Annotated in this window: 27 protein-coding genes; 11 read left to right on the forward strand and 16 right to left on the reverse strand. The window is 66.7% G+C overall.

Translation table 11 applies throughout. The annotated features are described in order from the left end of the window. Window positions 1–10 precede the first annotated feature (10 nt). Window positions 11–841 (forward strand): ATP-binding cassette domain-containing protein, encoded by an 831-nt coding sequence (locus tag GCN75_RS12085; RefSeq protein ID WP_152282730.1) that lies wholly within the window; start codon window positions 11–13, stop codon window positions 839–841. On the opposite strand, the gene GCN75_RS12090 is transcribed toward GCN75_RS12085, so the two are convergent. Together GCN75_RS12090 and GCN75_RS12095 are read right to left on the reverse strand one after the other, a co-directional pair. Continuing rightward, the gene (locus GCN75_RS12090; RefSeq protein WP_152282731.1) at window positions 798–1,508 is read right to left on the reverse strand and encodes an HAD-IA family hydrolase; all 711 of its coding nucleotides are present in this window, start codon (window positions 1,506–1,508) and stop codon (window positions 798–800) included. The genes GCN75_RS12085 and GCN75_RS12090 overlap by 44 nt on opposite strands. A 55-nt stretch (window positions 1,509–1,563) precedes the next feature. Then, complete coding sequence (locus tag GCN75_RS12095) at window positions 1,564–2,019, reverse strand: META domain-containing protein (RefSeq protein WP_152282732.1); 456 nt, start codon at window positions 2,017–2,019, stop codon at window positions 1,564–1,566. A gap of 147 nt (window positions 2,020–2,166) precedes the next feature. Between GCN75_RS12095 and GCN75_RS12100 the strand changes: the two genes are divergently transcribed. The 5 genes from GCN75_RS12100 to GCN75_RS12120 all read left to right on the forward strand — a co-directional run bounded on the left by GCN75_RS12100 (window position 2,167) and on the right by GCN75_RS12120 (window position 7,313). After that, window positions 2,167–3,108, forward strand: a complete 942-nt coding sequence (locus tag GCN75_RS12100; protein WP_152282733.1) for a hypothetical protein — start codon at window positions 2,167–2,169, stop codon at window positions 3,106–3,108. Then, the gene (pdxR, locus tag GCN75_RS12105) at window positions 3,105–4,580 is read left to right on the forward strand and encodes a MocR-like pyridoxine biosynthesis transcription factor PdxR (RefSeq protein WP_152282734.1); all 1,476 of its coding nucleotides are present in this window, start codon (window positions 3,105–3,107) and stop codon (window positions 4,578–4,580) included. Before GCN75_RS12100 ends, pdxR begins: the two co-directional genes overlap by 4 nt. Window positions 4,581–4,680: 100 nt before the next feature. Then, the gene (locus GCN75_RS12110) at window positions 4,681–5,901 is read left to right on the forward strand and encodes a benzoate/H(+) symporter BenE family transporter (protein WP_152282735.1); all 1,221 of its coding nucleotides are present in this window, start codon (window positions 4,681–4,683) and stop codon (window positions 5,899–5,901) included. A gap of 97 nt (window positions 5,902–5,998) precedes the next feature. Beyond that, window positions 5,999–6,730 carry a CPBP family intramembrane glutamic endopeptidase gene (locus GCN75_RS12115; protein ID WP_193317478.1) on the forward strand — a complete coding sequence of 244 codons (732 nt, stop codon included), beginning with the start codon at window positions 5,999–6,001 and terminating at the stop codon, window positions 6,728–6,730. A 40-nt stretch (window positions 6,731–6,770) separates the two neighbouring features. Continuing rightward, complete coding sequence (locus tag GCN75_RS12120) at window positions 6,771–7,313, forward strand: gamma carbonic anhydrase family protein (RefSeq protein ID WP_152256027.1); 543 nt, start codon at window positions 6,771–6,773, stop codon at window positions 7,311–7,313. On the opposite strand, the gene GCN75_RS12125 is transcribed toward GCN75_RS12120, so the two are convergent. The 7 genes from GCN75_RS12125 to GCN75_RS12155 all read right to left on the reverse strand — a co-directional run bounded on the left by GCN75_RS12125 (window position 7,286) and on the right by GCN75_RS12155 (window position 13,350). Further along, window positions 7,286–8,227, reverse strand: a complete 942-nt coding sequence (locus GCN75_RS12125) for an acyl-CoA desaturase (RefSeq protein WP_226941322.1) — start codon at window positions 8,225–8,227, stop codon at window positions 7,286–7,288. The genes GCN75_RS12120 and GCN75_RS12125 overlap by 28 nt on opposite strands. Then, window positions 8,227–8,544, reverse strand: a complete 318-nt coding sequence (locus GCN75_RS12130; protein WP_092712778.1) for a DUF3144 domain-containing protein — start codon at window positions 8,542–8,544, stop codon at window positions 8,227–8,229. The genes GCN75_RS12125 and GCN75_RS12130 overlap by 1 nt, the downstream gene beginning before the upstream one ends. A 70-nt stretch (window positions 8,545–8,614) precedes the next feature. After that, entirely contained in the window at window positions 8,615–9,121 is a 507-nt protein-coding gene (locus GCN75_RS12135) for a gluconokinase (protein ID WP_226941324.1), read from the reverse strand. Continuing rightward, window positions 9,118–9,621, reverse strand: a complete 504-nt coding sequence (locus GCN75_RS12140) for an OmpA family protein (RefSeq protein WP_152282738.1) — start codon at window positions 9,619–9,621, stop codon at window positions 9,118–9,120. Before GCN75_RS12140 ends, GCN75_RS12135 begins: the two co-directional genes overlap by 4 nt. Window positions 9,622–9,639: 18 nt before the next feature. Continuing rightward, window positions 9,640–10,911 (reverse strand): diguanylate cyclase domain-containing protein, encoded by a 1,272-nt coding sequence (locus GCN75_RS12145; protein ID WP_152282739.1) that lies wholly within the window; start codon window positions 10,909–10,911, stop codon window positions 9,640–9,642. Then, window positions 10,908–11,501: a YfiR family protein gene (locus GCN75_RS12150; protein ID WP_226941325.1), complete on the reverse strand. Its 594-nt coding sequence runs from the start codon at window positions 11,499–11,501 to the stop codon at window positions 10,908–10,910. The genes GCN75_RS12145 and GCN75_RS12150 overlap by 4 nt, the downstream gene beginning before the upstream one ends. A gap of 196 nt (window positions 11,502–11,697) precedes the next feature. Further along, on the reverse strand, window positions 11,698–13,350 hold the full coding sequence (locus tag GCN75_RS12155; RefSeq protein ID WP_152282740.1) for a Na+/H+ antiporter: 1,653 nt from the start codon (window positions 13,348–13,350) through the stop codon (window positions 11,698–11,700). A 178-nt stretch (window positions 13,351–13,528) separates the two neighbouring features. On the opposite strand from GCN75_RS12155, the gene GCN75_RS12160 reads away from it, so the two are divergent. From GCN75_RS12160 to GCN75_RS12175, 4 genes are all read left to right on the forward strand, one after another. Beyond that, on the forward strand, window positions 13,529–14,851 hold the full coding sequence (locus GCN75_RS12160) for a cytochrome c (protein ID WP_152282741.1): 1,323 nt from the start codon (window positions 13,529–13,531) through the stop codon (window positions 14,849–14,851). A 15-nt stretch (window positions 14,852–14,866) separates the two neighbouring features. Then, entirely contained in the window at window positions 14,867–15,334 is a 468-nt protein-coding gene (locus GCN75_RS12165) for a (2Fe-2S)-binding protein (RefSeq protein ID WP_152282742.1), read from the forward strand. Then, window positions 15,327–17,645, forward strand: coding sequence for a xanthine dehydrogenase family protein molybdopterin-binding subunit (locus GCN75_RS12170; RefSeq protein WP_152282743.1), 2,319 nt, complete (start codon window positions 15,327–15,329; stop codon window positions 17,643–17,645). The genes GCN75_RS12165 and GCN75_RS12170 overlap by 8 nt, the downstream gene beginning before the upstream one ends. Window positions 17,646–17,828: 183 nt before the next feature. Continuing rightward, window positions 17,829–18,494, forward strand: a complete 666-nt coding sequence (locus tag GCN75_RS12175; protein ID WP_152282744.1) for a dienelactone hydrolase family protein — start codon at window positions 17,829–17,831, stop codon at window positions 18,492–18,494. A 5-nt stretch (window positions 18,495–18,499) separates the two neighbouring features. Here GCN75_RS12175 and fghA read toward each other — a convergent pair whose 3' ends face one another. The 7 genes from fghA to GCN75_RS12210 form a co-directional block, all read right to left on the reverse strand. Beyond that, window positions 18,500–19,369, reverse strand: coding sequence for an S-formylglutathione hydrolase (gene fghA, locus GCN75_RS12180; protein ID WP_319633287.1), 870 nt, complete (start codon window positions 19,367–19,369; stop codon window positions 18,500–18,502). Between the two features lie 56 nt (window positions 19,370–19,425). After that, window positions 19,426–20,289, reverse strand: a complete 864-nt coding sequence (locus tag GCN75_RS12185) for an NAD-dependent protein deacetylase (RefSeq protein WP_152282745.1) — start codon at window positions 20,287–20,289, stop codon at window positions 19,426–19,428. Between the two features lie 48 nt (window positions 20,290–20,337). Further along, entirely contained in the window at window positions 20,338–21,009 is a 672-nt protein-coding gene (gene lepB / locus GCN75_RS12190) for a signal peptidase I (protein ID WP_152282746.1), read from the reverse strand. A 190-nt stretch (window positions 21,010–21,199) separates the two neighbouring features. Then, on the reverse strand, window positions 21,200–21,445 hold the full coding sequence (locus tag GCN75_RS12195) for a hypothetical protein (RefSeq protein WP_152282747.1): 246 nt from the start codon (window positions 21,443–21,445) through the stop codon (window positions 21,200–21,202). Then, window positions 21,442–21,693, reverse strand: coding sequence for a hypothetical protein (locus GCN75_RS12200; RefSeq protein ID WP_152282748.1), 252 nt, complete (start codon window positions 21,691–21,693; stop codon window positions 21,442–21,444). The genes GCN75_RS12195 and GCN75_RS12200 overlap by 4 nt, the downstream gene beginning before the upstream one ends. A 126-nt stretch (window positions 21,694–21,819) precedes the next feature. Next, on the reverse strand, window positions 21,820–23,448 hold the full coding sequence (locus tag GCN75_RS12205) for an oleate hydratase (RefSeq protein ID WP_319633288.1): 1,629 nt from the start codon (window positions 23,446–23,448) through the stop codon (window positions 21,820–21,822). A 78-nt stretch (window positions 23,449–23,526) separates the two neighbouring features. After that, window positions 23,527–24,069, reverse strand: coding sequence for a GNAT family N-acetyltransferase (locus GCN75_RS12210; RefSeq protein WP_152282750.1), 543 nt, complete (start codon window positions 24,067–24,069; stop codon window positions 23,527–23,529). A gap of 81 nt (window positions 24,070–24,150) precedes the next feature. Between GCN75_RS12210 and GCN75_RS12215 the strand changes: the two genes are divergently transcribed. Continuing rightward, window positions 24,151–24,543, forward strand: coding sequence for a VOC family protein (locus tag GCN75_RS12215; RefSeq protein WP_152282751.1), 393 nt, complete (start codon window positions 24,151–24,153; stop codon window positions 24,541–24,543).

Consider the following 24,543-nt stretch of genomic DNA (forward strand, 5'->3'; position numbering starts at 1 on the left):
AGAGGACACCATGCTGCTCGCCCCCATCCAGATCGAAACGGACTTCTTGTCCCACTTCGTGCAGTACGATCCCGCCGGCGCGCCGCCGCAGGCGAAGACGGCGCCCGCTGCTCCCCTGCAGCGCCGCGGCGTGCCGCTGGCCTTGACAAAGCTGAGCAAGTCCTACACCAGCCGCCCCGTGCTGAAAGACGTCGACCTGCAGCTGGAAGCGGGCGAGTTCGTCGCCATCGTGGGGCGCAGCGGCTGCGGCAAGAGCACCTTGCTGCGCTCGATCGCGGGCCTGGAAAGCATCGACGGCGGCAAGATCGCCATCGGCAGCGGCGTGGGCGCGCCCGATATCCGCATCATGTTCCAGGAATCGCGGCTGCTGCCGTGGAAGACGGTGCTCGACAACGTGGCCCTGGGCTTGCCCCGTTCCGTGGGCGCGGCAGCCGCTTCGCTGTGGACGGTAGGGCTGGCCGAACGGGCCGACGACTGGCCGGCGGCCCTGTCGGGCGGACAGAAGCAGCGCGTGGCGCTGGCGCGCGCCCTCGTGCACGAGCCGCAACTGCTGCTGCTCGACGAACCGCTTGGCGCGCTCGACGCCCTCACGCGCATCGAGATGCAGCAGCTGATCGAGTCGCTGTGGCTGGCGCGCGGTTTTACGGCCGTGCTGGTGACGCACGACGTGGCCGAGGCCGTGGCCCTGGCCGACCGGGTGCTGCTGATCGAGGAGGGGCAGATCACGCTGGACCTGCAGGTGGATTTGCCGCGCCCCCGCCAGCGCGGCAGTGCGGCTTTCGCCGCGCTGGAACAGGCTATCTTGTCGCGGGTGCTGCAACCGACTCCGACAGCACGATGAAGCCGTCGCCATCGGCCGTTGCGACGATGCTGTCGTAGCTGTCGATGACGGGGTGGCGCGTGGCCAGCGGGTGCGCATGGGTGGCGGTGACGACGATGACTTTCGCGCCGGCCGCTTCGCCCGCCTCGATGCCGACGGAGGCATCTTCGAACACCAGGCAATCGGCGGGCGCCACGCCCAGTTTTTCCGCCGCCAGCAAATAGCAATCGGGGCGGGGCTTGCCCGCCTTGACGTCTTCCGCCGTCACCATGATGGCCGGTATCGGCATGCCGGCCGCTTTCAGGCGGGCCGTGGCCAGCGCGCGCGGCGCCGACGTGACGATGGCCCATTGCGCGGGCGGCAGCGACTGCAGGAAGCGCAGCGCGCCCGCGATTTCAATGATCCCCTCTACATCGATGATCTCGGCATCCGTGATGCCCTGCGACTCGCGCTGCGCGTCGACGCCGGGCAGGCGCAGCCTGGCGATGGTGTCGACGGAGCGCGCGCCGTGGATGGTGGGTAAAAAGGCCGCCACGTCGAGGCCCTGGCGCTGCGCCCACGTGCCCCAGATGCGTTCGGCGGCGGCGATGGAATTGATGACGGTGCCGTCCATATCGAACAGAAAAGCCCGGTAGCGGCCGGCGGCCGATGGCGGGGGGACTGCGGACGGCGAGGGCAGGGCGGACATGGCTTCCTTCCAAATGATGGGCTGGAAGCCATTGTAACGGCAGTCGATTTTTATTTCACAGGTAGACCGATTCGTACTTGGCCACGGGCTGGCCATCCTTGAGCAGGATCAGGTATTCGCCGTCGAAACGGTAGCCCGTCACGCTGTTCAGATTGGCCAGCACGGCGCTTTCCAGCTGCATCAACGGCGGCGGGCAGGCCATGCGCGTGCCCGCCAGCTGCGTGAAGCGCAGGGCCGTGCCGGCCTGCGTGTAGCCGCCCATGACCTGGTTGCAGCCCGTGAAACCGTGCACCTTGCCATCATCGGTGAGCGTGATGCGCACTTCGCGTTCCTGCTCCGGCGCCATGACGACCGGGGCGCCGTCGAGTTCCGTCAGCTTCCAGTAGGTATTCGTCAGGCTGTAGCTTGGCGTCAGGCCGGTATCCGGCCCGGCGCTGTCGGGCGTGGTGGCGCAGCCGCCAGCCATGGCGATGGCGGCGGCGAGGGACAGGTATTTCAGGCGATGCAGCATGGGGCGCTCCTGTGAGGGGAAATGCCTGCACACTAGCAGATTTTTCGCGCCGGCCGGCGTACGGCAGCGGTGAATGTTTCCATTTTGCCAGTGCTGGCATTACACTCATGCTTTCCGCTGTTTCAACCTTGATCGGGAGCCGGGCCGATGCTGCAAGCGCAAGCGCTGGATAATCGACTGGTCGCCACCAGTGACGACGACGTGCTGGTCGACCGCATCGTGCCGGGCGCACCGCTGGTGATCGCCTTTGGCTTCGTCTCGTGGACGACGCGGCCCGCCTTCGACTTTTACGGGCGCCTGAGAAAGCTGGAACAGGCCAGCGGCCAGCACCTGAACAAGATCCTCGTGCGCGATTCGGGCAATGCCTGGTACCACCGCCGCATCGCTGGCCTGGGCAATCACGTGGATGAAACGGCGCAGACCCTGCGCGAGCTGGTACGCAGCATCGCGCCCAGCCAGGTCAGCACCGTCGGCCAGTCCATGGGCGCGTATGCGGCCGTCATGTTTGGCTTGCTGCTCGAAGCGCGGCAGATCGTCGCCTTCGGGCCGCTCTCCTTCCTCGATGTGCAGCAGGCGCGCCTGTACCACGAGCTGCGCTGGCTGCCCGTGATGGAGTCGCTGGCGCAGGACCCGCCGCCTTCGGGCTATTACGACCTGGCGGCCCTGTGCCGCGCCAGGGCGACGGACGATACGCAGCTGCACCTGGTGTTCGGCACGCGGCCTGACGCGGCCAATGCGGGCGCCAGCGCCAGCGAATCGGTGAACCTCGACGCCATGCATGCGCAGCGCCTGGCCGCCTACGGCCGCTGCACCCTGCACCCGTTTCCCCATTCCGGCCACGCGGTGGTGCAGCACCTGATCGACACGAAGCGCATCAACGGCTTGCTGGCCGCATGCATACTCGGTCTCACGCTGGCGCCCGAGCCGATGCCGGAGATCGGCGCGGCATGGCAGAACTGGGTGGCGGAAAACCTGCGCCTGGGCTGTGCGGACGAGCAGCTGGTGGCGGTGCTGCAGCAGCATGGCTTTTCCCCGGCCAGCAGCATGGCTGCCGTGGCTGCCGCCCGCGCCGCACCGAAAGCGACATGACGCCGCAGTTCGAACTCGACATCCTGAAGATCCGCCTCGCCGCCCCCGCACTGGCGGCGCTCGACCTGCGCGTGCGGGTACAGCGCGCGCTGCGCCAGCTGATACTCGATGGCGTGCTGGCGCCCGGCCTGCGCCTGCCGGCCACGCGCGCGCTGGCGCAGTCGCTGGGCGTGTCGCGCGATACGGTGGAACAGGCGTATGCGCAGCTGCGCCTGGACGGGTATCTCCGGCGGCAGGCGGGATCGGGCAGTTTCGTGTCGCAGACGATAGGCGCCAGCTTGCTGGGCAAGCCGCCGCCGGCATCGCTGCCAGGGTCCGTGCAGCCGGTGGCGCTCAGCGCGCGCGGTGCGCAGATCCTCGCCAGCGGCGGCGTGGCCGACCAGCAGAGCGTGAAGGCATTCGCCACGGGCTTGCCGGAAACGCGCGCGTTTCCCGTCGACGTGTGGGAGCGCCTGCGGCGCCAGGCCGCCGGCGAGCACCGTGCCGGCGTGCTGCTGCACGGCGACCCGCAAGGCGCCGAACCTCTGCGCCAGGCCATCGCCGACTATGTGAACCTGGAGCGGGGCGCGCGCGCCACGGCCGGCCAGGTGCTGGTGCTGAGCAGCACGCGCCAGGCCCTGTACCTGTGCGCGCAGGTGCTGGCCGACGCGCACGGCCCCATCCTGATGGAGGACCCCGGCTATTTCGGCGCGCGCAAGGCGTTCGAAATGGCGCAGCTGCGCGTAGTGCCCGTGCCCGTCGATGCGCAGGGCCTGTCCATCGAGCACCTGCGCGCGGACCGCAGCGGGGCCAATACGGTGTACGTGACGCCGTCGCATCAATACCCGACGGGCGCCACCCTGGCGCTCGAGCGCCGCCTGGCCCTGACTGCCTGGGCTGCCGAGCGCCAGGGCTGGATCATCGAGGACGATTACGACAGCCAGTTCCACTACGCGGGCTTGCCGACGGCTTGCGTGCAGGGGCTCGACACGCAGCAGCGCACGATTTACCTGGGCACCTTCGCCAAGTCGCTGTACCCGGGCCTGCGCATCGGCTACATGGTGCTGCCGCCCGCGCTGGTCAAGCCGATGACGCATGCGCGCAGCATCCTCGATGGCCATACGCCGCAGCTGGACCAGCTGACGCTGGCCCGTTTCATCGCCGACGGCCATTTCGCGGCCCATGTGCGCGCCATGCGCAAGGTCTACGCCGTGCGCCGCGATGCGATGGCGCAGGCCGTGCAGCGGCATCTGCCGCACGTGGTCGCGGCGCAGCTGCCGCCGGGCGGCTTGCAGATGCCGTGTCTGCTGCACGGGGGCAGGGACGAGCTGGACACGATACGCCTGGCGGCGCAGGCGGGCATCGTGCTGCCGGGCCTGAGCCGGCTGTATGCGACGCCGCCGGAGCGGGGCGGCTGGCTGCTGGGCTTTGCCGCGCTCACGCCGCACGAGATCGACAGCGGCATCGTCCGCCTGGCCCGCGCGCTGGGCTGAACGCCAAAGTGGTCTGTTGAGTGCGTAGTAATTGGCCTGCTTCGGCAGTCCATCTGAAGATTAAGATGCCCCCTTTCGACTCTCAGGGAAGGGCATACGCATGCAGACCAGCTCCACATCCTCGGCGGTAAACGGCGACAGGCGCCAGGCGCGCTGGCGCGACCTGGCCGCCCCCATCACGGCGGCTTTCATTTCCGTCCTCGTCAACTATGGCGGCACTTTCGTGCTGGTGTTCCAGGCGGCCCAGCTGGCCCAGCTCAGCGCGGCGCAGACGGCGTCCTGGGTCTGGTCGCTGAGCATCGGCGTGGGCGTGACGGGCATCTGGCTCAGCTACCGCTACCGCGCACCCGTCATCACGGCCTGGTCCACGCCGGGCGTGGCCTTCCTGGCCACCGTGATGCCGCATACGCCGTATGCCGAGGTGATCGGCGCCTATATCGTGTCCGCCATCGCCTTCATCTTGCTGGGCATGTCCGGCGCCTTCGAGCGCCTGGTGCGGCTGATACCGGGCGGCATCGCCGCCGGCTTGCTGGCCGGTATCCTGCTGCAGTTTGGCGTGAATGCGTTTGGCGGCGCCAGCGCCGATCCGCTGCTGGTGGCGGTCCTGCTGCTGTCGTACGCCGTGCTGCGCCGCTTCACCGCGCGCTTTGCCGTGGTGGGCATCATGCTGATCGGCCTGGCCCTGCTGCTGGCGCAGGGGCGCATCGATGGGCAAGGCATAGCGCTGGCCCTGGCCGCGCCCGTGTTCGAGATGCCGCGCTTTTCCGTAGCGTCCCTGCTGGGCGTGGCGCTGCCCCTGTTCCTGATCACCCTGACGGGGCAATACATGCCCGGCATGCTGGTGCTGCGCAACGACGGCTACCAGGTCAGCGCCAATCCCATCCTGACGGTGACGGGGCTCGGTTCGCTGCTCATGGCGCCGTTCGGCGCGCATGCGTTCAACGTCGCCGCCATTACGGCTGCCATCTGCACGGGCAAGGATGCGCATGCGGACCCGTCGAAACGCTATGTCGCGGGGCTGGCCTGCGGCGTGCTGTACATTCTGGTGGGCATCTTCGGCGTCACCCTGGCCAGCCTGTTCATGGTCTTGCCGCGCCCCTTCATCACGGCGCTGGCGGGCCTGGCCCTGCTGGGCGCCATCGGCAACAGCCTGGCGCAGGCGATGGCGGACGTGCGCATGCGCGAAACGGCGCTGATCACTTTCCTGGCGACGGCCGCGAACGTGACCCTGCTGGGCGTGGGCGGCGCGCTGTGGGGGCTGGCGGCCGGGCTGGCGACGCATGGGCTGATGCATGGCTGGCGCAAGCCGGTGGCGCCCTGAGCGGAGAAATCGGCGATTTTTTGCCCATTTTGCCGGCCGCCGCATACAATTGCTGCCGCCCGTGCCCGTTGGCACCTTTTACCGGACGATCGGAACGATGGCCGAGCTCACTTCCCTGGCGCAGTATCTGCTGGCGATCACGCCCGCCTTCCTCGTCTGTGCTGCCTTGCTGCTGGCCGTTCCCCGGACGGTGCCGCTGCTGCGCGTGCTCGTGCATATCCTGTTTTTCGTGCTGGCGCGCGATGCGATGACGGCGCACGGCTACTGGCAGGTGGCGGCGGGCGGCTTGCGCTTCACGGCGCCGCCGCCGGTCTTGCTGGCGCTGGGCGCCATGTCGCTGGCCCTGATGGCAAGCACGTGCTGGCTGGAAAGCGAGGCGCGCCGCCAGATCCGCTGGTTCGGCACGCGGCCGCTCCTGTCCGTGCTGCTGGGCGTGGCGGGCGCCGTGCTGGTCGTCGCGCTGGCCACGGGCTTGAAAGCCCTGTCCGGCTTGCCGTCGCTGGCGCCCGTCGCGCCCTCGATGCTGCCCTTGCTGCTGGGTTTTGCGCTGGCGGCCAACTGTTATGAAGAATTGCTGTTCCGGGGTTTGCTGCAGCAGCAATTGCGCGCCTGGCTGCCGGCCTGGCGCGCGGCGCTGGTGTCGGGCCTGCTGTTTGGCCTGTGCCATGCTTTTCTCGCCACCACCGTCACGCAGGTGGGCGCGCCCATCCTCGTGTTTACCGTGATCGAGGGCGTGGTGGCGGGGCTGGTATATTGCCGTGCCGGTTTGCTGGGCGCGTCCCTGGCCCATGGCCTGGCGATTTTTGCGCTGGCCGCCGGCTGGGTATGATGCCTGTGGATTAATTTGATGAAGTGAAAGTGAAAATACCATGCCTGTCAGTTCCTACCTGAATACCCGTCCCGTGCTGGGCGAGCGCGTCTACCTGCATGACACGGCGCAAGTGATTGGCGATGTGCAGATCGGCGACGACTGTTCCATCTGGTGCAACAGCGTGCTGCGCGGCGACGTCAACCGCATCGTCATCGGCGAGGGCAGCAATATCCAGGACTTTTCCATGGGCCATGTGTCGCACAAGAATGCGGCCAAGCCCGACGGTTCGCCCTTGACCATCGGCAAGTACGTGACCATCGGCCATTCCGTGATCTTGCACGGCTGCACCATCGGCGACGAATGCCTGATCGGCATGGGCAGCATCGTCATGGATGACGTGGTGGTGGAAAAACACGTGATGCTGGGCGCGGGCAGCCTGGTGTCGCCGGGCAAGGTGCTGGAAAGCGGCCATCTGTACGTGGGCCGCCCGGCCGCCAAGGTGCGCGCGCTGACGCAGGCCGAGATCGCCTACCTGCGCTATTCGGCCGAGCACTATGTGCGCGTGAAGAACAATTACCTGGCGGGCCGCGACGACGCCTGATCGGGGGAGACGTCGAGCCGGCGCAGTTCCGGCCGCGGCGCCAGGTCGTGCGGCAGGCGCAGGCCGGAGACGAGGCCCAGGCGCCGCAACAGCAGCAGCACCCACCAGCCCGGGTCCCATTCGCCCGGCAGCAGGCCCAGCCTGGCCGAGCCCGGATAGGCGTGATGGTTGTTGTGCCAGCATTCGCCCATGGTCAGTAGCGAGGCCAGGCGGATATTGCGGCCCTGCACGGCGGCGCCATCGACGTGAAAGTGCATTTGCCCATGGTTGTGGGCGAAGTAGCCGATCAGCCAATGACCGAGCACGCCGGCGCTGACGCGCGCGCAGACGCCCCAGCACACCAGGCCCCAGCCGCCCCAGGCAAAGCACAGCACGGCCCACGGCAGTTGCTGCAGCATCCACGTGGCTTCCAGAAAACGGTAAAAGCCGTCGTGCGCGATGCGCGGCTCGATGGCGATGTGTGGCGGATGGGCGAGGTGCAGGCGGCAGTGGAGTTGCCACCAGGCATCACGCCAGAAGCCGGCGCCGTGGCGCAGATAGGGATGGCAGTCGGGCAGGCGCTGCGCATAGTCGCGCAGTTCGTGCTGGCGCAGCAGGCCCAGCGGACCGTTGAGGCCCACCAGCACGCCCAGGTAGACGAGCAGGTATGCCAGCCACTGCGGGCATTGAAAGCTGTCGTGGATCAGCTTGCGGTGGCTGCCCAGCGAATGGCCGAACAGCAGGACGATGGCCGTGCTGACGAGAAACAGCGCCACGCCCGTCCAGCTGAAGGCGAACAGGGCGCCGGCAAGGGCGCCGGCCAGCATGGCCGCCAGCCACAGCGATGGCAACGGCGCGTAGCGCACCGTGCCGTCCAGCACCGCGCCGGCGTGGCGGGCGCGGACGCGGTGGCTGTCCAGGCTGGCCGTCGGCATCAGCCCTTGGGGGCTGACGACGGTTGCGTGTACTTGTCGAAGTTGGTGATGTAATCGTTGAAGTTGTCGGTCAGCATGCGCTTGTACTGTTCCGTGAAGAACGCCACGGCGCCTTCCTTCTCTGCCTGCATCTTGGCCACGTCGTTGCTCTTGCTGGCGACGAGGAAGGCGTTGAAGCGGGCGGCCGCGTACAGCAGCGAGGTGGCCACTTCATTGCCGCCGCTGTGCATGCATTGCTCATTGGCCAGGGCGATGACCTGGTCGGCCCGTTCCCAGAATTCCGGGCCCGGTGCTGGTTTTGTCGTTGGTGTGCTCATAAAAATCCCTCATGAAAGTGCGCGCCAGTCTACACAGGGGGCCGCGGGCTGTCCAGCCGCGCGCCGCCCGTCAGGGCGCCTGCAGGATCTGTTCCAGCAAAACGGCCATCGGCTGGCGGATATCGAGCACGATGCCGGCCTCGTCTGCCTGCAGCGGCTGCAGGGTGCGCAGCTGGCTGTCCAGCAGGCTGGGCGGCATGAAATGGCCGGGCCGCTGCATGCGGCGTTCCAGCACCTCGCGGGGACCGTCCAGGTGGACAAAGCGCAGGGCCGGGTCGCCATCGCGCAGCACGTCGCGGTAGGCGCGTTTCAGGGCGGAACAGGACACCACGAGGCCGCCGCCTTGCGCGCGGGCCGTGGCGATGCGCTGGCGCAGGGCAGCCAGCCAGCCGGCCCGGTCGGCATCGTCGAGCGCCATGCCGGCCGCCATCTTGGCCACGTTTTCCGGGGAGTGCACGTCGTCGCCCTCCACGTAGGGCACGCCCAGCGCGGCGGCCAGCAGGGTGCCGACGGCGCTCTTGCCGCAGCCGGACACGCCCATCACGACCCAGCGCACGGCGGGCGCGCCCACGCTCATGGCGCCGAGACGATGACGGTGACGCGGCGGTTTTCCGCCTTGCCCGTCTTGCTGGCGTTCGAGGCCACGGGCTTGCTCATGCCCAGGCCCTTGACGATGATGTTGTCGCGTGGAATGCCCGAGGCGCTCATGGCGTCGGCCACCACGTTGGCGCGCGCCAGCGACAGCTTGTTGTTGTACGCTTCCGTGCCTTCGTTATCCGTATGGCCTTCCACGCGCATGTGGGTAATGCCCACTTTCAGCAGGGCCGCGCTGATTTTCTGGATGGCGGTGCGGCTGGGCGGCGTCAGCTTGGCCGCGTCGAATTCAAACAGCAGCTTGTCGGTAAAGCTCAGTTCCCAGCCTTCGTCCGTCTGGTTGAAGCCCTGTTCCTTCAAGGTGGCGACTTGCTCGGCGTTGAACAGCGGTTTTTTCTCGGGCGTGCTCTGGCAGGCGGCCAGCAGGCCCAGCATGAACAGACCGAGGAAGCCGAGGCGTAATTGCTTGTAGAGGAATTGCATGGTGTTGCTCCTTGGGGGTCAGGGGTGAGTGTGGGGTTGCGGCAGGCGCGCCACCTGGCGCGTGCCGCGCTGCGCCTGCTTGGCGCGGTACATGGCTTCGTCCGCCGCGCCCACCAGCGAGGCGGCGTCGACGGCGTGATCGGGGAAGACGGCCACGCCGATCGTGAGCGAGCTGACGATGCTGTTGCCGGTAGGCAGTTCAATGGCTTGCGCCATGGCGGCGATGATGTTGTCGGCGATGTGCATGGCGTCGCTGCTGTTGCGCAGCGGCTTGAGCAGGATGGCGAATTCGTCGCCGCCCAGGCGCGCCACCAGGTCGCCTTCGCGCAATTGCTGCTTGATGCGCGCCGCGATCGTCACCAGCACGCGGTCGCCCGAGGCATGGCCGAAGGTATCGTTGATGTACTTGAAGCGGTCGCTGTCGAGGAACAGCACGGCCACCTTGCCATTGCCGATGCGCGCTTCGAGGATGGCGCGCTCCAGCTCTGCTTCCATGAAGGCGCGGTTCGACAAGCCCGTCAGGCTGTCGTGGTTGGCGCGGTGCGACAGCGAGGCGTTTTCCTTCTGCAGATGGCTTTGCCACGCTTCCAGTTCGTCGAGCAGGGCGTTGAAGTCGTCATTGAGCTGGTTCAGTTCGGCGATATTGGCCGGCGGCACGCGCAATTCGAACGAGCGGTCGCGCCGCACGCGGTGGGCCGTTTCCGCCAGGTGGCGCAGGGGCGAGGTGATTTCCGTTTCCATGCGGCGCGACAGGCGCACGGCCACGGCTAGGCTCAGCAGCAGGCAAGCCAGCAGGCAGGTCAGCCCGCTGAGCAGGAAGGGCAGCAGGCTGCGGCTGTGCGGCACCAGCTTGATGCTGCCGATGACCTGTTCGTCGTGGGCAATGGGGAAGGTCAGCGACTCGGGCAGCATCCAGCCCGTCAGCGCGCGTTCGATGTAGTAGCGGGTGCCGTGTTCGCCCCGCTCCCAGCGGGCCAGCACCTTGCCGGCCTTGTCGCTGACCTGCGCCCGGTCGATGTCTTCATTGACGCCGATCAGGGCCAGCGCTTCGCGGGCGGCCTGGGAGTCGCCAAAGACGACGGCCGCTTCCACCGTGTAGCTCATCGAACGGGCCACCAGGCGCAGGTTCTGGTCCGAATACACGCGCAGGGCCAGCAGCGCCACGGCCGTCAGGGTCAGGCCGGCCGCCAGCACGGCGATCAGCGATACGCTCAGGTGGGCGCGCCGCAGCACGCTGTCGAGCGTGGGGCGGGGCTTGCGCGCCAGCTGGCGGGGCAGGCTGGCGCTCATGGCGGCGGTCCCTTGCGACGTGCAATTTGCAAGGCGTTCGGATGCACGCGCAGGCCGCTGCGGGCGATGGCGTCGAGGTTGACGTCAAAGCCGATCTGCGCCTCGGACAGGCGCAGGCAGAACATGGTGCCCACGGTGCAGGACGTGCCCGGTTCGGCAACCGATAAAATCGGCTTGCCGATGACTTGCGCCAGCAGGTGCTCGCGTTCGCCCTCGGGCAGGCTGCCCAGGTAGACGACGTCGCATTCGCCGGCCGCGGCCGTTGCCGCCGGGATCTTCACGCGGATGCGCTGGCCCAGGCTGGACGCGGGCGTATCGACGATGGCCGCCCCGTAGCGGGGCGTGCCGAGCATGCAGACGCGCACTTCGGGGCGCGCCACGGGCCAGCGCACATAGCTGATGATGCCGAACAGGACCTGGGCCACCTCGGCCGGCCGCCGGGCGTCGGCCGCCGCGCCCGCCTGCGCCCCTGCCTGCGCCCATGCGGCGGCCGGCGCCAGTGCCGTACCGGCGAGCAGCGCGGCCAGCAGCACAGGGGCGAGCAGGACTGGCAGCGCGGTGCGCTGCCGGTGGCGGGGGGAGGAGGGCACGGCGTCGGGTGTCTTTATTCGGGTCGGGTGGCTAGTCAAATTGTTACTCTTCAGTACAGACTCTACGGAAGTCCATGCTGAAAGTAAATCACGGCGCTACGCCATACAACCTTGCATTATAAACACGAATGTTAAAACTTGCATTCCTTACCATGAGAATTACTTATCAACACTGCCGCGGCGGGCCAGAGTGTTGCTATTCTTCCAGTGTCGCCTCCAGCAAATCGATTTCGCGCAGCAGGCGCAAATGGATGGTGTCGTCCAGTTCGCCCGAGATGCGGCGGCGGAACAGTTCATCGCGCTCCGCATTGAGCGCTTCCAGGCGCAGCGCCCGCTCGGTGCGGGCCAGTTCCTGCAGCCGCATCGCCTCGTCGTTGCTGCTTTCGCCATACGCGAGGCGGCGCCGGTAGGCTTCGATCAGGCGGTTGGCCGCCTCGGTGACGACTTGCTGCTTGTCATTCTTGTCGATGCCCTCGCAGACTTTTTCCAGCCGCGCGATGGCCGCCTCGGCCGCAGAGGCGCGGGCATTGCGCTCTTCCGTCGAGCGGCGCGCGGGCGGCGAGAACACCAGGCCCTTGGTCAGCAGGGGCAGGGTGACGCTGGCCAGTATCAGCGACAGCAGAATCACGCCCATGGCCAGGAAGATGACGAGGTCGCGCGCGGGGAAACGATTGCCGTCAGGCAAAAACAAGGGCAGGGTCAGGATGCCGGCCAGGGTCAGCGCGCCGCGCACGCCCGCAAACGAGGCCACCAGCAGCAACCGCAGGCTGGGGCGCGCCAGCAGGGCCGCATCCTTCGGTTCGCCCGCCATTTTCTTGTGGTGCTTGAACAGGGTGAGCTTCATGGAGATGAAGACCCAGATGAAGCGCATGAAGGTCAGGCCCACCGTGATGGCGACGACGAACAGGGGCAGTTTCCAGGCGCTGCCGGCGCCCACTTCCATCGAGGCGGCGGGCAAGCCGGCAACGGTGGCGGGCAGCTGCGCGCCCAGCATGACGAAGATCACGCCGTTCAGGACCAGTTGCACGGTATCCCAGACGGCCTTGCGCTGGGTGCGCGTGGCGGCCAGCGGCCGGCCGATCAGGTCGGCGTAATGCATGGACACGCCCGCCGTGGCGGCGGCCAGGATGCCCGAGCCGTGGATTTGCTCGGCGCCCAGGTAGGCGGCAAACGGAATCAGGATGCTGATCAGGATCTGCAGGCCCGGCTCTTCGCCGACCTTGCTCACCAGCCATTTATTCGCCAGGCCCACGCCCCACGAGATGGCCAGGCCGATGACGATGCCGCCGCCCGCTTCCTGCAGGAAACTCAGCGAGGCGGCGCCGATGGAAAAGCCGCCCGTCATCATGGCGCCCACGGCAAACGTGAAGCAGACGAGGCCCGAAGCGTCGTTGAGCAGCGATTCGCCTTCGAGGATGTGCATCAGGCGCGGCGGGATCGGGTTGCCGGCCGCAATCGCCGACACGGCCACGGGGTCCGTGGGCGACAGGATGGCGCCCAGCGCGAAGGCGACGGCCAGCGGCACGCTGGGAATCAGCCAGTCGATGAAGAAACCCATGCCCAGCACGGTAAACAGCACGAGGCCGATGGCCAGCATCAGGATCGAGCGCGCATCGGAAAAGAAGGCGCCCTTGGGAATGCGCCAGCCATCGAGAAACAGCAGCGGCGGAATGAAGAGCAGGAAGAAGATGTCGGGATCGAGCGGCACTTGCACGCCAAACACGGCCAACCCCGTGCCGCCGGCGATCTGGATCAGGGGCAGCGGCAGCTTGACCCAGCGCGAGCGGGCGATGAAGCCGCACAGGACGACGGTCAGGACGAGGATGAGGATAATGGTAACGGTATGCATGAAGAGAGCGGCGGCGTGCTGAAACGCTGATTATAAGGCGCAGCCCGTTCGCGGCGTTGCCTGCGTGTCATTGCGTACATACAACAAGTCACAATCGCGGTAAGATTGTCACAATCTGCGCTACCGCCGCCGTCCGTGCGCGGCAGGCGCGTGCCCAGCCTTTTACCGGACTCCTGCTTTGCTCAAGAAAATCTTCACCGGCCTGCTGCTGTTGCTGGCACTGCTCATCGTGGCGGCGCTGGCTGCCTACCTGTATTACTGGCGTCCCGCGCTGGCACCCGTCAACCCGCCTGCCGCCACGGCATTCTCCCCGCAAGTGGTGGAGCGGGGGCGCATCCTGGCCGGCATGGGCAATTGCGCCGCCTGCCATACGGCCACGGGCGGCGCCGACTACGCGGGCGGCCACGGCCTGGCCACGCCGTTCGGCACGATCTATGCAACGAATATCACGCCCGACGCGCAAACGGGCATCGGCCGCTGGTCGCTGGCCGCGTTCCAGCGGGCCATGCGCGAAGGTGTGGGCCGCGATGGCGCCCACCTGTATCCCGTCTTTCCGTACACCCATTTCAATCTCGTCTCGGAGACGGACCTGACGGCCCTGTACGCATATTTCATGACGCGCCCGCCCGTGTATGCGGTTGCGCCCGCCAATACCGTGCCGTTTCCCTTGAATCTGCGTCCCTTGCAGGCGGGCTGGAAGTTGCTGTTCTTCAAGCCAGCGACATTCCAGCTTGATCCTGCGCAAGGCCTGGACTGGAACCGGGGCCGCTATCTGGCCGAAGGCCTGGCCCATTGCGCCGCCTGCCACACGCCGCGCAATGCGCTGGGCGCCGAGATCGCCGCTTCGTCCTACCTGGGCGCGTCCATCGATCGCTGGTATGCGCCGGCCTTGACCAGCGCCAACACGGCACCGCTGCCATGGACGCAGGATGAGCTGTATGCCTTCCTGCGCACGGGGGCGACGGCCCTGCACGGCGTGGCGGCCGGGCCCATGTCGGCCGTCGTGCACGAAGGCATGGGCGCGTCGCCCGATAGCGATATCCGCGCGCTGTCCGTGTATTTTGCCGGCGTTGCCGGCGCTGCCGGGCGCAAGGTGGATATCGACGCCGTGATCGAGGCGGGCATCGCCCGTTCGCAGCGGGTCAGCCTCGTCGACAACGACCGCGGCGCCAGCCTGTACGTGGCCGCCTGCGCGTCGTGCCATTCGAACAGCGACGGCCGGCCCGTGGCCCTGCGTCCGGAACTGAGCCTGAACAGCGCCGTCAGCGCACCCGATCCCGCCAACCTGATCCAGGTGATATTGCACGGCATCAGCAAGGACGCGGCCATGCCCGGCGTGCTGATGCCCGGTTTTGCCGCCTCGCTGACGGACAACGACGTGGCCCAGCTGGCCGCCTATCTGCGCCGCAGCCGCAGCCACCAGCCCGCCTGGACGAACCTGGAAGGGGCCGTGGCGCGCGCGCGTGCCGCCGTCCGTGCGGCACCTGGTGCCGCCAAGTAATTACTGAAAGACATCATGCATACGATTATCGTCAATGGCCAGCCCTTCAGCACGGAAGCGGATGCCGAAACCCCGCTGCTGTGGGTGCTGCGCGACGAAGCCCATTTGACAGGCACCAAGTTTGGCTGCGGCATCGGCATGTGCGGCGCCTGCACCGTGCATGTGGATGGCCGCGCCATGCGCTCGTGCATCACCCCCATTTCCGCCGTGACGGGCTGCGCCATTACCACCATCGAAGGCTTGTCGCCGGACGGCACGCACGCGCTGCAGCGGGCGTGGGTCGCCACGCAGGCGCCCCAGTGCGGCTATTGCCAGTCGGGCCAGATCATGCAGGCCGCGACCTTGCTGCGCGACTATCCGCAGCCGACGGATGCGAATATCGATGCCGTCATGAGCGGCAACCTGTGCCGCTGCATGGCGTATGTGCGCATTCGCAAGGCCATCAAGCTGGCGGCCGGCATGCAGGAGGCGCCTGGTGTTTAAGTTACCGAAAGAAAATTCTGCTGCCCGTCCCAGCTCGCTGGGCCGGCGCGGTTTCCTGATCGCCGCCGCCGGCACGGGGTTTACCTTGGCTTTCCTGCGCGCCGACAGTTCCCTGGCCGACAGCAAGGTGGCGCGCGTGCCGCCTGCCAGGCTCGCCGCGCCCGTGTTCGACCCCAGTATCTGGTTCGAGATCGGCGGCGACGGCATCGTCACCGTGAATATCGCCAAGGCGGAAATGGGCCAGCACATCGGCACGGCCCTGGCGCGCATCGTGGCCGAGGAATTGGAAGCGGACTGGAGCAAGGTGCGCCTGCATTACGTGGATACGGACCCGAAATGGGGCTTGATGGTGACGGGCGGCAGCTGGTCCGTCTGGCAGAATTTCGACCCGCTCAGCCGTGCCGGCGCGGCCGGCCGCATCGCGCTGGTCGAGGAGGGCGCGCGCCTGCTGCGCGTGCCCGTGTCCGCCTGTCACGCCAGGCTGGGCGCCGTGCATGGCCGGGGACGGTCGATCGGCTATGGCGAGATCGTGCGCCGTGGCAAGCTGGCGCGCCAGTACACACCGGAACAATTGAAAGCCATCGTGCTGAAGACGCCGCAGCAGCGCAGCCTGATCGGCCAGAATGTGCAGGCGCTCGACATTCCCGCGAAAACGAATGGCACGGCCGTGTACGGCATCGATGCGCACGTCGAGGGCATGTTGTATGCGCGTCCGAAGATCCCGCCCACGCGCTACGGCTCAAAAGTGGTGTCCATCGATGACACGGCCGCGAAAAAGGTCAAGGGCTACCTGCGTTCGGTGGCCTTGCAGGACCCCAGCGGCACGGTGCCCGGCTGGGTCATGGTGGTGGCCGACACGTATGCGGCCGCCATGCGCGCGGCCGACCTGGTGCAGGTGAAATGGCGGGCCGGCGCGGCTGCCCACGTGTCGGAGCAGGATATCGTCAACTACGCCGCCAAGCAGCTGGCCGATGCGACGCTGGGCGCCCGCGTGGTCGACGACGACGGCGTGGAGCAGGCGTTCAAGGAGGCCAGTCTGCAACTGGAACGCCATTACACGACCAGCACCGTGCTGCATTTCCAGCTGGAACCCGTGAATGCCGTGGCGCAGGAAGTCGACGGTGTCTGGCACATCCATGCGGGCAACCAGTGGCAATCGCTGATCCTGCCCGTGCTGGCGCAGGCCCTGAAGGTGCCGGAAAGCCAGGTAGTGCTGCATACCTATCTGCTGGGCGGCGGTTTCGGGCGGCGCCTCAATGGCGATTACTGCGTGCCGGCCGCGCTGGCCGCGCAAGCCGTGGGGCGTCCCGTCAAGATGATCTGCACGCGCTCCGACGACGCCCGTTTCGATTCGCCCCGTTCGCCGTCCGTGCAGCATGTGCGCATGGCGTTCGACGACGCGGGCAAGGTGTCGGCGATGGTGCACGAGGCCAGCGCGGGCTGGCCCACGCAAGCGATGATACCGGCCTTGCTGGCCAAGGATAAGCAGGGCCATCCCTATGATCCGTTTGCCATCGCCGGCGCCGACCACTGGTACACGGTGGGCGCGCAGCGCGTGCGGGCCGTGTCGAACGACCTGGCCAACAGCAGTTTCCGTCCCGGCTGGCTGCGCTCCGTGGGGCCCGGCTGGACGAATTGGGCGGTGGAAAGTTTCATGGATGAGGCGGCGCAGGCGGCCAAGGTCGATCCGCTGGCATTCCGCTTGTCCCTGCTGCAGACGACGGGCCGCAATGCGGGCAGCGCGCCGAATGCCGTCGGCGGCGCCGCGCGCCTGGCCCACGTGCTGCAGCGGGTGGCGGACAAGGCCGGCTGGGGCACGGCCATGCCGCCCGACACGGGTCTGGGCATCGCCGCCACGTTCGGCCAGGAGCGCGACATGCCCACCTGGACGGCGTGCGTTGCCAGAGTGAAAGTGGACCGCAGCACTTGCATGGTGAAAGTCGAAAAGCTGTTCATGGTCATCGACGCGGGCAGCATCGTCGATCCCGATGGGGCGCTGGCCCAGGCGGAAGGGGGCGCCCTGTGGGGCGTGAGCATGGCCTTGCATGAAGGCACGGCTTTCCTCAATGGCGAAGTGAAGGATACCAACCTGAATACCTACACGCCCCTGCGCATGGCCGACGTGCCCGAGCTCGATATTGAATTTGTTGCCAGCACGCAAACGGCGACGGGCATGGGCGAGCCGCCGACGACGGCCGTGGCGCCCGCCATCGGCAACGCCATCTTTGCCGCCGTGGCGTCGCGCGTGCGGCATTTGCCGATCCGCCCGGAAGCCGTGCTGAAGGGGCTGGACCGGCACGGCGCCGTCTGATGCCGGCGCGCGGCAAATTTGCCGTACGCCGCGCGTGAACGGACGCAGGCTGGTACACTGAGGCTTGCCGCTCAAGGCGCGCAGGCGGCGCCCGGTCCGGCAAAATCAGCGCGACAGCAGTGTGATTTCAGCTTGAATTCAGCTTGATGTGAGCTTGATCCCAGCTCGATAGCGGAGGCAGCCATGCAAGAACAATTTGTCAGCATCACAGCCGATGAACTTCAAATGGACGGCGTGCTTGAAATGCCCGAACGCCCGGTCGGCATCGTCCTGTTTGCCCACGGCGCGGGCGCCGATAGCGATTACCTGGGCGCCTCCAGCCACGCCACTTCCCAGGATTTCCTGCGAGCGGGCATCGCCACCTTGCGCTTCGACCAGGGCGGCGTCGAGCCTGGCGGCGGCAGCAATGGCCACGCGTATTTCGTGCGCAGCGATATCGTGCTGCTGGCGCGCCAGCTGGAAAAAGCCCTGGGCTGGCTGCAGATGGACCCGTCCACGCGGCGCCTGCCCTGCGGCCTGTATGGCTATGGCACCAGCGCAGCCGTCGTGATGCAACTGGCGGCCTGGCGCAGCGGGGAAATCGCCGCGCTGGCCGTCTGCGATGGCCAGGTGGAAATGGCCGGCAAGGCGGCGCTTGAAAACGTGCGCGTGCCATCGTTGCTGATCGTGGGCGGGCGCGACCCCGACGTGGCGGGCCTGAACCGCATGGCGTTCGCCGCCTTGCGCTGCGACAAACAACTGGAACAGATCGCCGCGCCGGGCGGCCCCGACACGCGGCACCAGGCCGCCCTGCTGGCCACGGACTGGTACACGCGCCATTTCAACGGGCATACCAGCACCACGCAATAGGGCGGTCAGGCAAGGGCGCGCAGATTCCTCGCATGGAAGCGCACGTGCTCTTCCATGAAGCTGGCGATGAAGTAATAGCCATGGTCATAGCCGGCATGGCGGCGCAGCTGCAATGGCTGGCCGGCGTCGCGGCACGCCGCCTCGAACACGTCCGGATACAGTTGCTCGGGCAGGAATTTGTCGGCCAGGCCCTGGTCGATCAAGATGCCTTCGGGAAATAGTGCGGGCTTGTCCTGCCGGCCGCGCATCAGCGCGCTGGCGTCGTATTGCTGCCAGCTGGCCGCGTCGCTGCCCAGGTAGCCCGTGAACGCCTTCTTGCCCCATGGACACTGGCTCGGTGCGGCGATGGGCGCGAAGGCCGAGACGGAACGGAACAGTTCCGGGTTGCGCAAGGCCAGCACCAGCGCGCCGTGGCCGCCCATCGAGTGGCCGAAAATGCCCGTGCGCTGCGCGTCGATGGCCAGTTCCTGCTCCAGCAGGGCGCGCAATTCCAGGATGTAGCTGTACATGCGGTAGTGGCTGTTCCATGGCGCCTCGGTGGCGTCCACGTAGAAGCCGGCGCCCATGCCGAAATCCCACGCGTCGCTCTCGCCCGCGATGTTTGCGCCACGGGGGCTGGTGTCGGGCGCGATCAGGATCAGGCCTTCCTCGGCCGCCACGCGCTGGGCGCCGCCCTTGATCATGAAAGTTTCTTCCGTGCAGGTCAGGCCCGCCAGGTAAAACAGGGCGGGGCGTTTGGTGCTGGCCGTGGCGCCTGGCGCCGTGTCCGGAATGAAGGCCGAGAAACGCATGGGCAAGCCGATGGCTTGCGCATCGTGGCGATAAAAGCGTTGTACGCCGCCAAAACAGGCGTGTTCACTCAACAGTTCCAGCATGAATTCTCCTCGTCAATCCCATAGTATAGCGAGAGTGACGCCGCGCTGAGCCGGGATCAGTCCAGCATGGCCGTTAATGCAGGCAAGATGTCCTGTGCCGGCGCTTCCGTCTTGAATGCCAGCAAATGGTCGGCGCGCGTCTTGCCCAGGTTGATGGCGGCCACGGGCTTGCCCGTTTCGGCCGCCATGCGGCACAGGCGAAAGCTGGAATACACCATGACGGACGAGCCGACCACCAGCAGGGCGCTGGCGCCGCGCATCTTGTTCTCGGCCTCGGCCGCGCAGGCGGCGGGCACGCCATCGCCGAAAAACACCACGTCGGGCTGCAGGGTACCACCGCAGCGGGGACAGGCGGGCACGTGGAAGGCGGCCAGTTGCGACGGCTCCAGCAAGGCATCGCCGTCGGGTGCCGGCGTGGCCGTGGCGCCCAGCATCTGCGGATTGTCCCGTTCGAGCTGATCCTGGATCAGGCGGCGCGTGTGGCGGGTGCGGCAATCGAGGCAGACCACGCCATGTATGCTGCCGTGCAGTTCCGTGACGGCGGCGCTGCCTGCCTGCTGATGCAGGCCATCCACGTTTTGCGTGACCAGGCCGCCGATGCGCTGGCGCTGGCCCAGTTGCGCGATGGCCAGGTGGCCCGGATTCGGCACGGCGCGCGCCAGGGCCGGCCAGCCCACCATGCTGCGCGCCCAGTAGCGGCGGCGCACGGCTTCCTGGCGGCGAAAATCGGGGCCTTGCACGGGAGCGTTGCCATGCCGCACGCCTTCCGTGTCGCGGTAAGCCGGAATGCCGGACGCCGTGCTGATGCCGGCGCCCGTCAGCAGCAGCACGTCGGGATGGCGGTGCAGGAACTGCGCCAGCTGCTTGAGGGCGGGCGTGTCGCTGGCGTGAAGCTGGCTGGCGGTGGGAAAGTTTTGCATGATGCGCCATGCTAACCGAAAAGCACGGCACCGTTGCAGGGGAGCTGTTTATTCCAGCTTCATGCCGAAACGCTGCAGCCGCGGCTGCCAATGCTCCTCGATGTTGGCCGAGACGAGGATGCGTTCGGCCTTGCCGATCAGCAGATTGCGGGGCACAAAGCCGAAATAGCGCGAGTCGGCGCTGTTGTCGCGGTTATCGCCCAGCATGAGGAAATGGTCGGCCGGCACCGTCACGGGAGCAAAGCTGCGCGCGGCGCCTGCGATCTGCGGCAAGACCTGGATGCGGTGCTGTTCGGTCTGGTTGCGCTCGCGGATGCGCCGGGCCGTCAGCTGGCCTACGTGGGCGATGGTTTCAGGCGCCGTATCGAGCGCCGTGTATTGGGCGGGCTGGCCGTTGATGACCAGCTGTTCCTCGCGCATTTCCACCGTGTCGCCGGGCAGGGCGATGATGCGCTTGATCAGCCGCGTGCCGTCTTTCGGCGAGGAAAAGGTGACGATGTCGCCTCGCTGCGGTTCGCCCAGGCGCTGCAGCACGATGTCGGTCAGCGGCACTTTCAGGTTGAAGGCCAGGCGGTTGACGAAGACCACGTCGCCTTCGAGCAGGTTGGGGCGCATGGATGCCGAGGGAATGGGATTCCAGTCCGCCACGGCCGTGCGGAACACGCCGAACAGCAGGAGAAACATCAAAAAACCTTTGTTTGCGCGCATCCATGTGCTCATAGCGGTTCTTTCGCCGGGCGGTACCCGTGATGGTGAAGGGAGGCGCCATTGCCGCTGGCGCCCTATCACGATGCACGGCAAGACTGAAGCGAGTCTTAAATGAGGGCAACGGGGAGGCCCATGCGCAGGCAAATGGCAGCGACGGCGTGCGCGATGGCGTGCCGCTGTTGCGTGCACGCATCATCCTGTCCTAGCGATGCTGGCACGGTGTATGCGTGTCGTCGTTGCCATTTGGCAGGCGCTTGCTGTGCATGTCATCCCACAGCTCGCCGAGCGCCATCAGCAGGCCGCCGGCCACGAAGGGGATCGCCACCAGCCATGGAATGGTGTCGAGCCAGGGACCGAGCAGGATGGCCGAGGCCACGGCGATGACGATGGCGCTGTACCAGAAGCGGCGCGGATGCTGGAGCGTGAACAGGTAGTGAAGGTCGTTCATAAATCCTCCTTGGTGAGTATGCGGAACAGCCGGGCGGCCAGAATGCTGCTGACGGCGATGACGATGCAGCCGTCCAGGAAAAACAGCACCTTGCCAACTAGGTGCATGCCCTGTATGAGGTAGGTGGGCAGTTCCCGCGCTTCCGCCCACTGTGTCATGCGTGCCAGCACGATGGCGGCGGCAAAGATAACGACGGCCAATGCCAGCACCAGCAGCACGTGTTCGAACAGGCGTAGCCGCAATTTCATGTTGGATGTGTCAAGGTGTGGAAGATTCCTGGACCTTGACGTTATCAGTCCAATATCACGCTGCTTTGCGTTGTGACAAAGTCGCAAGCGATAGCCTGAAAACTGCGTTGACGCCGGAACATGCGGCTATTGGAACGCCTTGATGACGGCGTCCAGCTTGACCTTCAGCGACTTGTCGTGCGCGTGGATGGGCGGCACTTCGCGTGGCACGCCCAGCAGCTGGTAGACGGCGGTCTGCGCCGCGCGCACCGAGTATTCCACGGTGAACACGACATCGTCGGCGATTTCCACGAACTGGCTGACGAAGGCCAGGTTGACGGAGCCGGCCGGCACGGGCAGGGGACGGTCGCCTTTCGCGCGGGGCATGAACATGCTGGTGATGTAAGGCATGCGGCAGGGAATGCAGTTGGCCGTGGCCATGATGTCGAGGTCGAAGTTCAGGTGGCCGCACAGCTCGCGCAGGATGTCTGCGCCGCTGCAGTCGGACATGGGCTTGGCGACGAAGTTGCCGATGCGGTCAGGGTGCAGCGCATAGCCCCAGAACACGTGCACGCCCGCGGGCTGGCCGGCGAAGTGGGGCTGGTGCGCCAGCACGATGGACATGAGCCAGTTGCTGTCCTTGAAAGTGACGAGGCCGCCCGTGCCCGCGCTGTTGCCCGTAAATTGCTCCATCCGCTCGAAGAAGGCGCCGTCCTTCAGGGTGACCGTGTACGAGGCCCAGTACGATTCGGGGATGCTGCTGTTGAAGGCGGCCGGACGGCCCAGTGCCGGCCGGCCCTCGGCCAGCTTTTCCCACAGGCGCCAGCCTTGGCTGTCGTTCTTCGTGCGCCGGGCCGGGGCGACGTGCATGCTGCCATAGCTCGAGGCATCCGTCATCGAGGCGTTCTGGAAAAAGACCAGGTCGCTGTCGGCGACAGGAATCACGTCGGCCAGGCCGCGGCGCTGGCAGGCGATGGCGGTGGCGCTCAGGCGGCCGTCGCATTCCTGTACGGCGATATCGGTCACCGTGCAATCCATGATCAGGTTCACGCCCTGCTCCTGCAGCCACGCGACCAGCGGGCGCACCAGCGAATCGTACTGGTTGTAGACGGTGCGCTTGACGCCGGCCAGGGTGTCGATGCGCGAAAACTCCAGCATGAAGCGGTGCAGGTAGCGCTTGAACTCGACGGCGCTGTGCCAGGGCTGGAAGGCAAACGTGGTGGCCCACATATACCAGAACGGGGTGTCGAAGAATGCGGGCGAGAGCCAGTCCGTGATGGCGCTGCTGCCCAGCGTGTCTTCGTCCGCTTCCGCCAGTTTCAGCAACTCCAGCCTGTCCTGCATGGAAAAGCCCATGCTGCTGACATCGACCTTGAAACGGTTGCGGTCGACCAGGCGCGCGCGCGAGTGGGGCAGGTGCCGTTCATTGAAGGCGATGGTTTCGTCGTAGACGCTCTGGCCCGCATGCTCGAGCGAGGGGATGCTCTTGAACAAGTCCCACGTGCATTCGTAGTTGTCGGTGGTCAGCATGCGCCCGCCGCGCAAGGTGTAGCCATCGTCGGCATTGCCGCCGCCATCGAGGCTGCCGCCGGTCACGGGCGAGGCTTCGAAGATGGTGATGTTGCTGCCTTGCATACCCCCGTCGCGTATCATGAACGCGGCCGCGGCCAGCGCGCCGATGCCGCCGCCGACGAGGTAGGCTTTTTTGTCTGTAGTGCGCATGGTGTTCCCTGAGTGTGAGTGCATCCGCGTGCGCGAAAAGCGGGCAGGCGGCATGGCCGGTGCCGCGCCATATTTGCCTATTTTACAACATCAGGGGAGGGGAGTCCGTTCGATCGAGCAATTGCTCGGTTTTTAGCGGGTGCCGGCGTCGTCCTTGCGCCGTTCAAAGTACAGCAAATCCGACCACGCATCCTGGAAGAACATGGCTTTTTCCGAGCGGCCATACTGGTGAAAGCCGTTGCGCTGCATGACGGCGACCGAGCCCAGGTTTTGCGGCCGCGCCGTCGCTTCCAGGCGCCACAGGTCCAGTGGACCGAACGCTTCTTCCAGCAGCAGAGCGACCACGCGCGTGGCGTAGCCGCGTCCACCGAACCGTTCGCCGATGCGATAGCCGAGTACTGCCTTGTTGAAGTACGGGCGCGTGACGGCCGTCAGGTTGACCCTGCCGATGATCTGCCCGTCCAGCTTGGCGAGGTACTGGTAAGCCTGGTCTTGCTGGCGCTCGCGCTGCGCCTGCTCGATGGCGGCGGCGATGGCTTCCTTTCCGTAATAGGACGGTGCGCGCGCCGTGACCCAGTTTTCAAAATAGGCGCGGTTTTCCAGTTCGAAGGCCAGCAAGGCGGGCAGGTCGGCGCTGGAGGGGGGAAGCAGCTGAAGGCGTGTCAGGTCTGGCATGGGATCGTGTGGGAAAGCGATGCGCCATTATAATCAGCTTGCGCATTTTGCCGCACATGCATGAATTCATGAAGGAGCAGCATGCTGTCCCATATTTGCCTCGGCACCAACGACTTTCCCCGCGCTTACGCGTTCTACACGGCCCTGCTGGGAGAGCTGGGCTTGATCGAAAAATTCCATGACCGGGACAAGCCCTGGGCGGGCTGGATGGCGCAGGATGCGCCGCGGCCCCTGTTCGTGCTGACGGCGCCGCACGACGGCTTGCCGGCCGCTCCCGGCAATGGCCAGATGACGGCCTTGCTGGCGGCCAGCCGCGCGCAGGTGGACCGCTGCCACCAGGCCGCGCTGGCGCTGGGCGCCGTGTGCGAAGGGCCGCCCGGCCTGCGGCCCCATTACCACGCCCATTACTATGGCGCCTACTTCCGCGACCTCGATGGCAACAAGCTGTGCGTGTGCTGCCACGCGGGGGAATAA

Source organism: Janthinobacterium violaceinigrum (assembly GCF_009208555.1).
Classification (GTDB): Bacteria; Pseudomonadota; Gammaproteobacteria; order Burkholderiales; family Burkholderiaceae_D; genus Janthinobacterium; species Janthinobacterium violaceinigrum.